The organism is Amycolatopsis sp. SB7-3, assembly GCF_041021335.1.
In the GTDB taxonomy this organism is placed as follows: Bacteria; Actinomycetota; Actinomycetes; order Mycobacteriales; family Pseudonocardiaceae; genus Amycolatopsis; species Amycolatopsis japonica.
The window spans coordinates 1,885,968-1,900,263 of record NZ_JBFPJQ010000001.1 but is presented as its reverse complement, the minus strand read 5'-3'; the positions used below and the strand labels follow the sequence as shown (position 1 = coordinate 1,900,263).

Here is a 14,296-nt window from a genome sequence, read left to right as displayed (position 1 = left end):
GCCGAGGGAAGGAGGCCTTCACGCGCAAAGCGGTTTTACCGGTTAGCGCGGTTCACGGCCGACACGACGGCCCGCAGCGAAGCGGTCACGATCGACGGGTCGATCCCGATGCCCCAGTACACCCGGTCGGAGATCGCGCACTCGATGTACGACGCCGCCCGCGCGTCGTCGCCCGGCGAGAGCGTGTGCTCGCTGTAGTCCAGCAGCCGCAGGTCGAACCCGACGGTCGACAGCGCGTCGAAGAACGCCGCGATCGGGCCGTTCCCGCGCCCGGTGACCTCGTGCTCGTCGCCTTCGACCCGCACGGTCGCGGTGATGTCGTACTCACCGTCGCCGTTGTCCCGGACGTGCTGGCGCACCAGCTCCAGCGGCGTCTTCAGCTCCAGGTACTCGGCCGAGAACGCGTTCCACATCGTGGCCGGGTCGACCTCGCCGCCCTCGGTGTCGGTGTGGCGCTGGACGACCTTCGAGAACTCGATCTGCAGGCGCCGCGGCAGGTCGAGTTGGTGCTCGGCCTTCATGATGTAGGCGACGCCGCCCTTGCCGGACTGCGAGTTCACCCGGATCACGGCCTCGTAGTTGCGGCCGATGTCCTTCGGGTCGATCGGCAGGTACGGGACCTCCCACGGGTGCTCGTCGACCGGCGTCCCGACCTTGTCGGCGGCGGCCTTCAGCGCGTCGAGGCCCTTGTTGATCGCGTCCTGGTGGCTGCCGGAGAACGCGGTGAACACCAGATCGCCCGCCCACGGGCTGCGTTCGTGCACCGGCAGCTGGTTGCAGTACTCGACGGTCCGCTTGATCTCGTCCATGTCGGAGAAGTCGATCTGCGGGTCGACGCCCTGGCTGTACAGGTTCATGCCCAGCGCGACGAGGTCGACGTTGCCGGTGCGCTCGCCGTTGCCGAACAGGCAGCCTTCGATCCGGTCCGCGCCGGCCTGGAAGCCCAGTTCGGCGGCGGCGATACCGGTGCCGCGGTCGTTGTGCGGGTGCAGCGACAGGATCACCGAGTCGCGGCGGTCCAGGTTGCGGTGCATCCACTCGATCGAGTCGGCGTAGACGTTCGGCGACGCCATTTCGACGGTCGCGGGCAGGTTCAGGATCACCGGTTTCTCCGGCGTCGGCTGCCAGATCTCCGTGATGGTGTTGCAGACCTCGAGCGCGTACGACAGCTCGGTGCCGGTGTAGGACTCCGGCGAGTACTGGAAGCGGAAGTCGGTGTCCGGCTGCTTCGCCGCGTAGTCGACGACCAGCTCAGCGGCCTGCGAAGCGATCTTCGTGATGCCGATGCGCTCTTCGCGGAACACGACGCGACGCTGCAGGATCGAGGTCGAGTTGTAGATGTGGACGATCGCGCGCGGCGCGCCTTCGAGCGCCTTGAAGGTGCGCTCGATCAGCTCCGGGCGGCACTGGGTCAGCACCTGGATGCTGACGTCGTCCGGGATGGCGCCCTCGTCGATGATCTCGCGGACGAAGTCGAAGTCCGTCTGCGACGCCGCCGGGAAACCGACCTCGATCTCCTTGTAGCCCATGCGGACCAGCAGGTCGAAGAACTTGCGCTTCCGCGCGGGCGACATCGGGTCGATCAGGGCCTGGTTGCCGTCACGCAGGTCGACGGCGCACCACAGCGGCGCGCGCTCGATCCGCTTGTCCGGCCAGGTGCGGTCGGGCAGCGAGATGTCCTCGACCAGGTCGTACCAGGGGCGATAGCGGTGTACGGGCATCGAAGTGCCGCGCTGGGTGTTCCACGAAGCCTGCTCGGAAGGCGCAGGACGGGTGGGCTTGCGAATACTCATGAGGGGACGGTTCTCCTGAAGAATCGGGTGCGACGACCGGCACCACGAAGCCCCGCGACGGGGAGCCGGTCCGATCAGGCCCCGTCGCGGCAGCGAAGCAGGAGAGCTCGAGCCACGACGCCACCTTAACCGCGCGATCTCCCGAAGGGAAACCCGGGCCGCGATCGAACCGTGACCACAGTGGCGCCCATTCGGGTTACTCGCGGGTAGCAATCGGACCAGGCGACGTGCCACACTGCCCGGCATGGGCGAGCACGCAGAAGAGAAGGAAACCGCTGATCAGGCGACCAGGCGCAAGGTCGACTGGCGAGCGGGCGGCAGCCGCGCGGCCGGGATCCTGGCGAGCGTCGTCCGCGGGGTCGGCCTGATCTTCGCGGCCATCCTCGTGCTGCACGTCGTCTTCGTGATCGGCGAGGCGAACCCGGACAACGGCATCGTGTCCTTCGTCCGCGGCTGGGCCGACGGGCTGCTGCTGGGCTTCAAGGATCTCTTCATGCCCGAAGACGCCAAGCTGCGCGTGCTGATCAACTACGGCATCGCCGCGATCTTCTGGATGGTCGTCACCGGGATCCTCGCGAAGATCATCCGGCGTGTGGGCGGTTCCGCTTAGCCTCGGAGCACTACGCTCGGAAGATGTTCGCGCGGGCGGTGCCCTACGAGATCGTCGCGATCGGGGCTTCGGCGGGCGGAGTCAAGGCACTGCTGACGGTGCTCAAGGCCTTGCCCGGCGACTTCCCGGTGCCCGTGGTCATCGTCCAGCACCTCGATCCCCACCACGACACGGTGCTCGCCGAGCTTCTCGACCGGCGGTCGCGCTTGCGGGTCAAGCTGGCCGAGGACGGCGAAGTGGCCGAGCCCGGTGCCGCCTATGTCGCCCCGCCGGACCGTCACCTCCTGGTCGGGCCCGGCGGAGAACTCCGGCTGTCGGAGCGGGACAAGGTGAGATTCGTCCGGCCGTCGGCCGATCTGCTGTTCGAATCCGTCGCGGTGGCCTGCGGTGCCGCGGCGCTGGTCTGCGTGCTGACCGGGACCGGTTTCGACGGCTCGGCGGGCGCGAGGGCGGTCTCGTCGCGTGGCGGTACCGTGGTCGCCGAAGATCCGAGTACCGCGGAATTCAAAGGCATGCCACAGGCCGTGGTGAACGCCGTGGCGGTCGATCTGACGCTGCCGCTGGAGGGGATCGCGGCCGCGCTGGTGGCCCTGATCGAAGGAACGAGATCGCTGTGACCGCGTATGACGGCGGGGCCGAAGACGAGCAAGAGCTGGAATCCCTGCTGACGTTCATCAACGATTCCCGCGGCTTCGATTTCACCGGGTACAAGCGGACGTCGCTCGGCCGCCGGATCCGTAAGCGGATGCAGACCGTGAACTTCGAGAAGTACGCGGATTACCGGGACTTCCTGGAAAGCAACGCCGACGAGTTCCAGGAACTCTTCAACACCATTCTGATCAACGTCACCGGTTTCTTCCGCGACCCGGCGGCGTGGGACTACCTGCGGACGGCCGTCGTCCCCGGCTTGATCGCCAAGGCCGACCCGGACCAGGACATCCGGATCTGGAGCGCCGGCTGTTCGAGTGGGGAGGAGGCCTACACCCTCGCGATCATCTTCGCCGAACACCTCGGGATCGAAGCCTGCACGAAACGGGTCAAGATCTACGGCACCGACGTCGACGAGGAAGCCCTGCGCGAGGCGAGGGCCGGGGTGTACTCCCTCAAGGCGCTGGAGAAACTCCCCGACGACGTGAAGGCGAAGTACTTCGAACCGAACGGCGCCCTGTTCGCCTTCCGCCGGGATCTCCGCCGCCGCGTGATCTTCGGCAGGCACGACATCACCCGCGACGCCCCGATCTCACGGGTCGATCTGCTCGTCTGCCGCAACACCCTGATGTATTTCAACGTCGAAGCGCAGACGAAGATCATCGAACGGTTCCATTTCGCGCTCAACGAAGGCGGCCACCTTTTCCTCGGCAAGGCCGAGATGCTGCTCGCCGACGGATCCCGGTTCGAGGTCACCGACATGCGTAACCGGGTGTTCCGCATCCAGGCCGGTGCGGGGGCGGCGAAGCCGTCGAGGTATGACGTCTTGCCCGTTTCCGAGGCCGGAAGGATCAATCGGCGTCAGGTGGCCGAACTGGCCTTGGCGGCCTCGCCCGATTCGGTGGTGGTCCTCGACCGGGACGGCACGGTCGCGTTGATCAACGGCGCGACGACGCCGCAGTTCGGGCTCTCCCCGGACAAGGTCGGCACTCCGTTCGGTGAGCTGGAGATCTCGTCCCGGCCGCTCGAACTCGGGTCCCTGGTCGACAGAGCCCACAGTGAGCGCCGGAGTGTGCGGGTCAACTCCGTGCGCTGGGACAAGAACGACGGCGAGACAAGGTATTTCGACGTCATCGTCAAGCCGTTGCTCACCGGTGACGGCGAGGATCTCGGCGCCGCGATCACCCTCATCGACACCACCGAGGCCACCCGGCTCCAGCAGGAGGTCAAACGGGTGCAGGAGGACCTCGCCACCGCCTACGCGGAACTCCAGTCGACCAACGCGGAACTGGAGACCGTCAACGAGGAACTCCAGTCGAGCATCGAGGAACTCGAGACGACGAACGAAGAACTCCAGTCCACGAACGAGGAACTCGAGACCACCAACGAGGAACTCCAGTCGGGCAACGAAGAACTCGAAACGATGAACGAGGAACTGCGGATCCGCACCGCCGAGCTGGACGAGGCGCGCACCTTCCTCGAAGGCGTGCTGTCTAGCGTCGCCGCCGGAGTGGTCGTGCTCGACAGCGATCTCCTGGTGCGCAGCTGGAATCGCGGCGCCGAGGACCTGTGGGGGATGCGCGCCGACGAGGTCTACCGGACGGATTTCTTCACGCTCGACTTCGGCCTGCCGACGGACGGGCTCCGCGACATGGTCGAGATCTGCAACGAGACCGGCCACCGCGCGCTCCCGGTCGAGACCGACGCGGTCGACCGGAAGGGCAGGCCGTTCGCGGCCTCCGTCAGTTGTTCGCCGCTGGGCGGGCCGGGAAGTGGCGTCGTGCTGCTGATGGAGAAGCGGCGGAAGTGAGGTCGTCGCCGTGGGGGATCAGGTCGGCGACCGTCAGACGGCGGCTCATCAGCCGTTCGGAGAGGTCGCCGATCCGCATGTTGTGACTGCGGGCGTACCGCCGCAGCACGCGGAAAGCGCCGTCCGGGCTGACTTCCAGCCGGGCGGACAGCAACCCCTTGGCCTGTTCGATGATCACCCGGCTCGACAGCGCGCCCTGCAGTTGCCGTGAGGTCGTGGTCAGCCCGTCGATCGTCCGGTGGTTGAGCATGGCGATCGTCGCGACGTCGGCGAGCGCGTTCGCGATGCTCAGCTCGGTCGGTGGCAACGGCGCCGTCTCCGTGGTCAGGATCGTCACCGCGCCGAGCGCGTCTTCGCGGCGGCTGAAGGGGAACGCGTGCACCGACCGGTAGCCGAGGGAAAGCGCGGCGGGAGCGAATCTGCTCCAGCGTGACGTCGCTTCGTCGAGGAGCACGTTGACTACCGGCGTCCCGCTCTCCTCGCTCTCGACGCCCGGACCTTCTTCGGCGAACAGCTCGCCGAGCGGTGGCGCCTCGAGTCTTTCGTCGGTGTCCACCACGACGTGGCGGTCGCCGGAGGCGGTCAGGTGCACCGACGACGAAGCGATCAGCTGGGTGTACCGATCCGCCACGCAGAGCCAGTAATTCGCCGGATCCAACGCGGGGACGAGAGTGTCCGCCAGCTCCACCAACGTGTCGGCGACCCATTTTTCGCGATTCCGCATCAAAAATCGGCCTTCCTTGGGGGCAGCCAACGCTAGTCCTCTTGATGCGGTCACGGAAGTCGCCTCACTCAGCCATCCGGGTCACATCCGCGGGGCGGTCGCGGGCGTACTCTCGCCTCATGTGGGACGGCACCGGTGGCCGGTACGACCAGTCGGCCCTGCGGGAACTGGTCGAGGCCGAACGAGGGCGTGCGGATCGCGCCGCGGGGGTGGCCTCACGGCACGAAATCCTCATGGAAACGGCCGTCGCAACCATGCGGCCGTTCCACCGGAGGATGGCGGAACTCCATCGCGCCACCGAGGGCAGGCACCGGGCGGCGGCCGATCTCCACGCGGGTTATGTCGCCGCGGTGAGGGACTGGGCCGCCGGGCGGGCGGGCGTCCCGCCGGCGTTCCTGGCCGCGGTCGCCGAGAACGCCGGCGTCCAGAGCCTCGCGGTGACCTTGTTCAGCAGCCCCGGGACCGCGGCGGTCGTCGTGTCCGATCCCGTCGCCGCCAGGGCGAACGACCTTGAGTGCGTCTTCGGTGAAGGACCCTCCCGGGAAATGCCCGGCGTTTGCGCGGAGTGGGAACTGTCGAGCCGGTGGCCCCGGTTCGGGCCCGCCGCGAGGGAACTCGGGGTCCGGGCGGTGGTGTCGGCCCGGCTGGGGCTGCGCGAAGCGCCGCTGGGCACCCTCACCGCGTATCGGTCCGAACCCGAACCGGACGCCGAAATCGCCCGTTCGACGGAACTGGTGGCCGACGCGCTCACCGCGACCGCATTGCATCCGGCCACCCGGCTCGACGTGGAAGACGGGCTCCCCGTCCATCCGTTGTTCGGTGACCTGGACCTCGAGGTCGTGGTGCATCAGGCCACGGGGATGGTCATGGCCACCCAGGATTGCACAGCTTCGGACGCGCTCGCCCTCATTCACGCGCGTGCCTACGCCCAGGAAGAAAGCGTCATCGAAGTCGCCCGGACGATCGTGAACCGGACGTCGACGCTCAGCTGACACCGAGCCTTTCGTACGCCTCGACGGCGGCTTTCGGGTCGTCCGCCTGGAATTTCACGACGCGGACGGTCTCGGTCGCCCCGAGGGGCCGGGTCACGGTGATCGGCTCACGCAGTTCGGCGACCAGGTTCGTCTCGTAGAAGTTGTCGTGACGGAGCCAGGTTTCGTCGCGAAACGCCTTCGCCTTGGCGGGATCGTGGCTTTCCTTCACGTGCCTCAGGGCGACGATGTTCTCCCTCGGGATCCGCACGTCGTAGAACGAGCTGTAGCGCACTCGCACCTCGCGCGACGAGATCACGTGCGGCCGGACGACGGTGCCGGCGTAGACGCCGAAAACCAGCAGCGCCGAGTACACGCCGAGGACGAGCAGCAGGATGTCGACGACGAGACCGAAGTCGATCAGCCAGAAGAGACCGGCTTCGAAGACGCTCACCACGGCCAGGACGACGAAGATCGGCTTGCCGTCCGAGCCGTACGGCACCGCGACGGCGTCCCCGTCGATGCCGTCCTTCCGACCGGTCAGATACAGCCAGAGCCCGGCCATCGTGCGTGACTCGTTGCGGATCAACGCGTGAACTGCCCCCATAACCCCAGGTTAGCGATCAAACCGGGTCAAAATCTTCACCGCGTCGGCTGATGCCGGGTCCTTCGGGGTGTAGATCTCCAGCCGGTGGTCGGGGCTGTCGGGCTGCAGCCACACCTGATAGTCGACGCCGAGCGCGCCGACCGTCGGATGCCGCAACCACATGGCGCCGACCGTGCAGTCGGCGACGTCGCCGGTCGCCCAGAGCGTCGCGAACTCGTCGCTGCGCATGGTCAGCTCGCCGATGAGCGCCGCCAGCCGCGCGTCGGTGGGGTAGCGACCTGCGGTCAACCGCAGATAGGCGACGTGGACGCGGGCGAGCTCGGCCCGGTTCCGGTGCAGCTCGCGGGTGAGCGGGTCGAGGAAGAACATCCGGGGCAGCGACGGCCGCCGGTCCGGATCCTTCGGCGCGTCGAAGCCGACGTGTTCGGCCATGAGCGCGTGCCCGCCGTGGTTCCACGCGAGCACGTCGCCGCGACGGCCGAAGACGAGCGCGGGCACGGTTTCGCCGAGGTTCTCCAGCAGCGCGAGCACCCGGGGATGCGGCTCTTCCGGTCCGGGATCGGACAGCTTCGGGAGCGAGGACCTCCGCGCGAGGTTGTGCAGGTGCGCGGTCTCGACGTCGTCGAGCCGCAGCGCGCGGGCGAGCGCGTCGAGGACCTGCTGTGAAGCGGTCTCGGCCAGTCCTTGTTCCAGCCGCGTATAGTACCCGGCGCTCACCCCGGCGAGCTGGGCGAGTTCCTCGCGGCGCAGTCCGGGCACGCGGCGAGAGGTGCCGTAGGTGCGCAGGCCGATCTCGGCGGGGGTCACCCGGTCACGACGGCTTTTGAGGTACACGCCGAGGCTTTCCATGACTCCGAGCCTAAGTACTCCGCCCGCCGCGTGGGGGTACCCGCGAGGTGTACCCATGGCACGGGGGCCTTCTCCTCAACGGTTTGCCGCATGTCGCGAAAGCCACTTTCGGGACGTCTGACGTCCCGAAAGTGGCTTTCGCGACATGCCAGCCTTCACGCGCGGCAGGCAGACCGGCGCGGGTTGGGCAGCTGAGGTACATGAAGGCCCCCTTCCTGTACCTAGGCGCAAGGATGGGGGCCTTCATGTACTTGAAGGGGGCCTTCGCGTAAGCGCACTGGGGGTACCCGCGAGGTGTACCCACGGCACGGGGATGGCTGCGGTCGCGAAGCCGGTACAGCGTCGAAGGCATGACACGACAGCACACCAGGGCCTGGTTCGGCCTGCTGGTGATCCTCTGCCCGGTGTTCCTGGTCTCGATGGACGGCTCGATCCTGTTCCTCGCGATGCCCAGGATCAGCCAGGCCCTCACGCCCACGGCCGATCAGGCGCTGTGGATCCTCGACGTCTACGGTTTCGCGGTCGGCTCGCTGCTCATCGCGTTCGGCGCCATCGGCGACCGGTACGGACGGCTGAAACTGCTGATGATCGGCGCCGCCGTGTTCGGCCTGGGCTCGGCGGGCGCGGCCTTCGCCCCGAATCCGGGAACGCTCGTCGCCTTCCGCGCGCTGATGGGGCTCGCGGGCGCGACGCTGCTGCCGTCCGCGCTGGCCGTGCTCAGCGAACTCTTCCCCGATCCGCGACGGCGGGCGCGCGCCATCGGGATCTTCGCGGCCGCGTTCGCCGCCGGGTTCGCGATCGGCCCGGTCGTCGGCGGGGTGCTGCTGGAACGCTTCCCGTGGGGCTCGGTCTTCCTGGTCAACCTGCCGGTGATCGCGGTGTTCCTGGCGTTCGCGCCGGTGCTGTTGCGCGAGGTGCGGGCCGCCGGGACGGGCCGGGTCGACGTGCCGAGCGTGGTGCTCTCCGCCACCGGTCTCCTGCTCGCGATCTACGGGATCAAGCACGCGGCCGCCGACGGTCTCTCCGTCTTCTCGGTCGCTTCCGCGGTCGTCGGCGCGGTGCTGCTGACGTGGTTCGTCCGGCGGCAGCGCGGTCTGGAGCACCCGCTGATCGAGTTCTCGCTGTTCCGCGACCGTGTTTTCACCATCGCGATCGTCACCGGGCTGGTGCCGTTGGCCGCGTGGTCGGCGGCCGCGTACCTGTCGGGGATCCACCTGCAGTCCGTGCTCGGCCTGCCCGTCCTGCAGGCGGCGTTGCTGGCGCTGCCCGGCGCGGCCGTCCTCACGATCATGTGCGTCGTCACGCCCGCGCTGGTCGACCGCGTCGGCAAGCGAATCGCGCTGGTCGCCTGCCATTTCTCCATCGCCGCCGGGCTCGCGCTGCTGCTCATGACCGGGGTCACGGGCGGCGCGGGCTGGTACGTCGCGTCGACGGTGGTCGCCGGGATCGGTTACGGCATCTCGTTCAGCGTGGTGGCCGACACGGCCGTCGGCGCGGTGCCCGCCGAACGCGCGGGAGCCGCGGGCGCGATCGCCGAGACCAGCAACGAGATCGGCAACGCGCTGGGCATCGCGCTGATGGGCTCGCTCGCCGCGCTGGTGTTCCGCCTGGCGGGACCGGATCTCGCGCCCACTCTCGGGGAAACCCTCGAAATCGCGCCCTCGGCCGCTCTTGACGCGAAGGAGGCCTTCGTCACCGGCCTGCACACCGCCGTCGCGGTGCTCAGCCTGCTGCACGCCGGGCTAGGGGTTCTCGCTCTGCGATGGCTCCCTCACCCGGAGAAGGCGCTCGTGCCCCAGGCGTCGGCGTAGGCGAACTCGGCCAGGGGAATCCGCTCGCGCGGCGCTTTCTCGCGCTCGATCCGCCAGTCCTCTTCGAGCACCGCCGGGTCCGCGGGGTGGCCGACCGCGATGGCGACCTTGGGGACGACGTTGTCGGGAAGGCCGAAGAAGTCCTTCGCCGCTTCGGCGGAGAAGCCCGCCATCTGGTGCGCGATCAGGCCGAGGTCGACGGCCTGGAGCACGAGGTTTTCGCTCGCCAGGCCCAGCCCGTACTCGGCGTACGGGACGTCGCCCTTCTCGTTCGTGGTCACCATCACGCCGATCAGCAGCAGCCCGGCGCGCTGCGCCCACGCGCGGTTGCCCGAGTTGAGCGTCGAGAGGATGCGGTCGAACGACGGCGTTCCGCGCAGGCCGACCAGGTAGCGGGCGGGCTGGGTGTTGCCGAACGACGGCGCCCAGCGAGCCGCTTCGAGCAGCGCGCGGAGCTGGTCTTCGGACACCGTGGCGGCCTCGTCGTAGGCGCGCGGGCTCCAGCGGTTGGCCAGGATCGACGCGATCGGGGTACTTGTCTCGGCGGGTTTGTGCACCGCCGGACCATAACAAGGGGGTGCTCTCCGTCACTAAAGTGAAAGGCCTCCGACTATTTCGTTGGTGTTAAGGAAGATTTACTTCGGGAAGTCCTCTATGTGGTGGTCAGGACCACTTACGAGGGTGGCGGGCGTGCGCGACCCCGGTAGGCTTTCGCCCAAATAAGGGACGCGGGGGCTCCTCGGTGCCCACGAGGAGCACGCCCGGCCCGTCGAGGAGGTTCGGGCGTGGCCCTCGTGGTCCAGAAGTACGGCGGTTCGTCGCTGGAAAGTGCCGACCGGATCAAACGCGTCGCGGAACGCATCGTCGCCACCAAGAAGGCGGGCAACGACGTGGTCGTCGTCTGCTCCGCCATGGGCGACACCACCGACGAGCTGCTCGACCTGGCTCAGCAGGTCAACCCGGCTCCGCCGGAGCGCGAGATGGACATGCTGCTCACCGCGGGTGAGCGCATCTCCAACTCGCTGGTGGCGATGGCGATTTCGGCCCACGGCGCGGAAGCCTGGTCGTTCACCGGCTCGCAGGCGGGCGTGGTGACGACGTCGGTGCACGGCAACGCGCGGATCATCGACGTCAGCCCCAGCCGCGTGACGGAGGCCCTCGACCAGGGCTACATCGCGCTGGTGGCCGGTTTCCAGGGCGTGTCTCAGGACACCAAGGACATCACCACCCTCGGCCGCGGCGGTTCGGACACCACCGCCGTCGCGCTGGCCGCGGCGCTGAACGCCGACGTCTGCGAGATCTATTCCGATGTGGACGGTGTGTACACCGCCGATCCCCGGGTCGTGTCCGACGCCCGCAAGCTCGACACCATCGCCTACGAGGAGATGCTGGAGCTCGCCGCGAGCGGATCGAAGATCCTGCATCTGCGCTCGGTGGAGTACGCGCGCCGCTACGGCGTCCCGATCCGAGTCCGTTCTTCCTACAGTGACAAGCCGGGCACCACGGTGACCGGTTCTATCGAGGAGATCCCCGTGGAACAAGCGTTGATCACCGGTGTGGCGCACGACCGCTCCGAAGCCAAGATCACGGTGACCGGCGTACCCGACACCACCGGTGCCGCCGCCCGGATCTTCCGCGTGATCGCCGACAACGAGATCGACATCGACATGGTGCTGCAGAACGTGTCCAGCACCTCGTCCGGCCGCACCGACATCACCTTCACCCTGTCGAAGGCCAACGGGGCCAAGGCCGTGCAGTCGCTGGAGAAGATCAAGGACGAGATCGGCTTCGAGTCGGTCCTCTACGACGACCATGTCGGCAAGGTGTCGCTCGTCGGCGCGGGGATGCGTTCGCACCCCGGTGTCACGGCGACGTTCTGCGAGGCGCTCGCGCAGTCGGGCGTCAACATCGAAATCATCAACACCTCGGAGATCCGGATCTCGGTGCTCATCCGGGACGCGCAGCTCGACGACGCGGTGCGCGCGATCCACGAGGCGTTCGAACTCGGCGGCGACGAAGAAGCCGTCGTCTACGCGGGGAGTGGTCGCTGATGTCGGAAGGTTTGCGGGTAGGCGTGGTCGGGGCGACCGGTCAGGTCGGCGGCGTCATGCGCCGTCTGCTGGCCGAACGGGGTTTCCCGGTCGCCGAAATGCGGTACTTCGCTTCGGCGCGGTCCGCCGGTTCGAAGCTTCCTTGGGGTGACGGGGAAATCGTCATCGAGGACGCGACGACCGCGGATCCGTCCGGTTTGGACATCGCGCTGTTCTCGGCGGGCGGCTCGACCTCCAAGGCCCAGGCGGAACGGTTCGCCGCCGCCGGCGCCACGGTGATCGACAACTCGTCGGCGTGGCGGATGGACCCGGACGTCCCGCTGATCGTCAGCGAGGTCAACCCGGAAGCGGTCAAGGAGGCGCGCAAGGGGATCATCGCGAACCCCAACTGCACCACCATGGCCGCGATGCCGGTGCTCAAGCCGCTGCACGCCGAAGCGGGCCTGGTGCGGCTGGTCGCCAGCACCTACCAGGCGGTCTCCGGCAGCGGGCTCGCCGGCGTCGAGGAGCTGGAAGGCCAGCTCGCCGCGGCCGCGGCGAACGCGGGCGCCCTGACCCACGACGGCGCGGCGGTGACCTTCCCCGAGCCGAAGAAGTACGCGCGGCCCATCGCGCACAACGTCCTCCCGCTGGCCGGGTCCATTGTGGACGATGGCGAGTTTGAGACGGACGAAGAGAAGAAGTTCCGCAACGAGAGCCGCAAGATCCTGAGCATCCCGGAGCTGCGGGTCTCCTGCACCTGCGTGCGGGTGCCGGTGTTCTCGGGACACTCGATCTCGATCAACGCCGAGTTCGCGCAGCCGCTTTCCGTCGCCCGCGCGACCGAGCTGCTGACCGGCGCGCCCGGCGTCGAACTGTCGGACATCCCGACCCCGCTGCAGGCCGCCGGCCAGGACCCGTCCTACGTCGGGCGGCTGCGGACGGACCCGGGTGTCGACGGCGGTCGCGGTCTGGTGCTGTTCCTGTCGAACGACAACCTGCGGAAGGGCGCGGCGCTCAACGCCGTGCAGATCGCGGAACTGGTCGCCGCGAACTCCTGACCCGTGCCAGGAACGGTCCTTTCCTTGCGAAATTTGCCAGGAAAGGACCGTTCCTTGCAGCCGCTGGTCCGTCTTCGCGTGGTGAAATGACCGATTGATCACCATATGCACGGGTTCCCGCGGGGGTCGTGAGCGTTAAAGAGGGTTAGAACGACCATTGCCACTCACGACCCCTCGGTGAACCACCCAAACCGGGCACCCGAGCCGACTTTGTGTCCCTTGTGGACGGTCGGGCTCGGGTTCCGCGCGCCGCGGGCTAACGCATTCAGAGGACTAAACGCGCGTGGCCCCCGCACAGGCCGCATACCGCGTAGCGAGGAACTCACCCCGAGGATCCCCGCTGTAGGACCACACCCCGCCGTCCGCCCGCGTCCCCAAGTGCCGGAACTGCTCGACGGCCTCGTCGAAGCGCCCGTTCTCCACCAGCGCCTTCGCCAGGTATGCCCGGTCTCCCCGTTTCTCCGGATAGTCTTCGCCGTCGAGCAACGCCAGGATCCCGTCGAGCGCGCCGGACACCTGCGGCGAACGCCAAGCGGGAACGTCCTGGAACTCGGCTTCGTGCGCCGCGACCAGCAGCAGCGGAGCCAGGTTCGGCGACTCCGCGGCCGCGGTTTCGGCGAACTCCCACATCAGCTCGTTCGAGCCGAACCACTTCGCGCACCAGTACTGCAACGCCCGCGAGTGCGCGCCGCGGTGCCGCGGGTCGCGGGCGACGAGTTCCGCCCAGACCTTCCGGTACTCGTCGTTCTCGTACTGCCGCCCCATCGCGATCGTGAGCGCGGTCACCCACGGCGTCGGGTCTTCGGGAGCGAGCCCAGCCGCCTCTTGCACGGCCTCCTCGGCCTGCTCCAGCACCCGGAAGAACGCGGCGAACTGCTCCTGCGTGACATGCTTCGCCTGCAGCGAGCTCCGCACCTCCCAAGCCACGTCCACCAGGGACGCCGCGTTGACGAGCGCCGCGCCCGGGTCGCCGGGGCGGGCCTTGCGCCACGCGCGCAGCCACTCGTCGTCCTTCGCGGCGGCCTCGCCGAGCGCGCCGGTCACCTGGTCGCGGCGAGCCCAGTTCCCCCGGGTCGACGCCAGCAGCGCGGCGGCGCCTTCCCAATCGCTGCGGGCGGTCGACTCCTGCACGGCGAGGATCTCCCCGTCGGTCCAGTACTCCTTGGCCGACACCTCGCCGTCGGCCGGGAGGCCCCAGCGCGTGACGTCCGGGATCCTGCCCTTGAACTTGGGCTTCTCCGGCGGCAGCAGTGCGGCGAACTCTTCGGGCGTCAGCACGTTGTTGAGTTCGTCGATGCTGACGCCGCGCCGCTTCGCTTCCTTCATCACGGCGAACACGGCCTTGCGCTGACGGGATTTGAGCAGCCAAAGCATGAAAACTC

Annotated in this window: 13 protein-coding genes; 7 read left to right on the top strand and 6 right to left on the bottom strand. The window is 68.2% G+C overall.

Annotated elements, in window-relative coordinates; translation table 11 throughout:
- Nucleotides 1–35 precede the first annotated feature (35 nt).
- A complete protein-coding gene (leuA, locus tag AB8M46_RS09255; RefSeq protein WP_037334969.1) occupies nt 36–1,793 on the bottom strand; it encodes a 2-isopropylmalate synthase in 1,758 nt (585 codons plus the stop codon).
- Between the two features lie 244 nt (nt 1,794–2,037).
- Between leuA and AB8M46_RS09250 the strand changes: the two genes are divergently transcribed.
- From AB8M46_RS09250 to AB8M46_RS09240, 3 genes are read left to right on the top strand one after another with little or no spacing between them, the layout of a single operon-like run.
- Entirely contained in the window at nt 2,038–2,403 is a 366-nt protein-coding gene (locus AB8M46_RS09250) for a hypothetical protein (RefSeq protein ID WP_394360070.1), read from the top strand.
- A 23-nt stretch (nt 2,404–2,426) separates the two neighbouring features.
- Nucleotides 2,427–3,020 (top strand): chemotaxis protein CheB, encoded by a 594-nt coding sequence (locus AB8M46_RS09245; RefSeq protein ID WP_394360069.1) that lies wholly within the window; start codon nt 2,427–2,429, stop codon nt 3,018–3,020.
- Nucleotides 3,017–4,861 carry a CheR family methyltransferase gene (locus AB8M46_RS09240; protein WP_394360068.1) on the top strand — a complete coding sequence of 615 codons (1,845 nt, stop codon included), beginning with the start codon at nt 3,017–3,019 and terminating at the stop codon, nt 4,859–4,861. Before AB8M46_RS09245 ends, AB8M46_RS09240 begins: the two co-directional genes overlap by 4 nt.
- On the opposite strand, the gene AB8M46_RS09235 is transcribed toward AB8M46_RS09240, so the two are convergent.
- Complete coding sequence (locus AB8M46_RS09235; RefSeq protein WP_394360067.1) at nt 4,794–5,585, bottom strand: ANTAR domain-containing protein; 792 nt, start codon at nt 5,583–5,585, stop codon at nt 4,794–4,796. The two genes, AB8M46_RS09240 and AB8M46_RS09235, sit on opposite strands and share 68 nt — an antisense overlap.
- Before the next feature lie 119 nt (nt 5,586–5,704).
- On the opposite strand from AB8M46_RS09235, the gene AB8M46_RS09230 reads away from it, so the two are divergent.
- A complete protein-coding gene (locus tag AB8M46_RS09230; protein ID WP_394360066.1) occupies nt 5,705–6,577 on the top strand; it encodes an ANTAR domain-containing protein in 873 nt (290 codons plus the stop codon).
- Here AB8M46_RS09230 and AB8M46_RS09225 read toward each other — a convergent pair.
- Both AB8M46_RS09225 and AB8M46_RS09220 read right to left on the bottom strand, forming a co-directional pair.
- Nucleotides 6,570–7,163 (bottom strand): hypothetical protein, encoded by a 594-nt coding sequence (locus AB8M46_RS09225; RefSeq protein WP_394360065.1) that lies wholly within the window; start codon nt 7,161–7,163, stop codon nt 6,570–6,572. The genes AB8M46_RS09230 and AB8M46_RS09225 overlap by 8 nt on opposite strands.
- Nucleotides 7,164–7,172: 9 nt before the next feature.
- Nucleotides 7,173–8,012 carry a helix-turn-helix transcriptional regulator gene (locus AB8M46_RS09220; RefSeq protein ID WP_350595999.1) on the bottom strand — a complete coding sequence of 280 codons (840 nt, stop codon included), beginning with the start codon at nt 8,010–8,012 and terminating at the stop codon, nt 7,173–7,175.
- A gap of 350 nt (nt 8,013–8,362) precedes the next feature.
- On the opposite strand from AB8M46_RS09220, the gene AB8M46_RS09215 reads away from it, so the two are divergent.
- A complete protein-coding gene (locus AB8M46_RS09215; RefSeq protein WP_394360064.1) occupies nt 8,363–9,823 on the top strand; it encodes an MFS transporter in 1,461 nt (486 codons plus the stop codon).
- Here the strand turns inward: AB8M46_RS09215 and AB8M46_RS09210 are convergent.
- Nucleotides 9,784–10,380, bottom strand: coding sequence for a nitroreductase family protein (locus AB8M46_RS09210; RefSeq protein ID WP_394360063.1), 597 nt, complete (start codon nt 10,378–10,380; stop codon nt 9,784–9,786). The genes AB8M46_RS09215 and AB8M46_RS09210 overlap by 40 nt on opposite strands.
- Before the next feature lie 228 nt (nt 10,381–10,608).
- On the opposite strand from AB8M46_RS09210, the gene AB8M46_RS09205 reads away from it, so the two are divergent.
- Complete coding sequence (locus tag AB8M46_RS09205) at nt 10,609–11,874, top strand: aspartate kinase (protein ID WP_037334984.1); 1,266 nt, start codon at nt 10,609–10,611, stop codon at nt 11,872–11,874.
- A complete protein-coding gene (locus AB8M46_RS09200; protein ID WP_394360062.1) occupies nt 11,874–12,914 on the top strand; it encodes an aspartate-semialdehyde dehydrogenase in 1,041 nt (346 codons plus the stop codon). Before AB8M46_RS09205 ends, AB8M46_RS09200 begins: the two co-directional genes overlap by 1 nt.
- 273 nt (nt 12,915–13,187) lie before the next feature.
- On the opposite strand, the gene AB8M46_RS09195 is transcribed toward AB8M46_RS09200, so the two are convergent.
- Nucleotides 13,188–14,288, bottom strand: coding sequence for a DUF4034 domain-containing protein (locus AB8M46_RS09195; protein ID WP_394360061.1), 1,101 nt, complete (start codon nt 14,286–14,288; stop codon nt 13,188–13,190).
- Nucleotides 14,289–14,296: the final 8 nt, after the last annotated feature.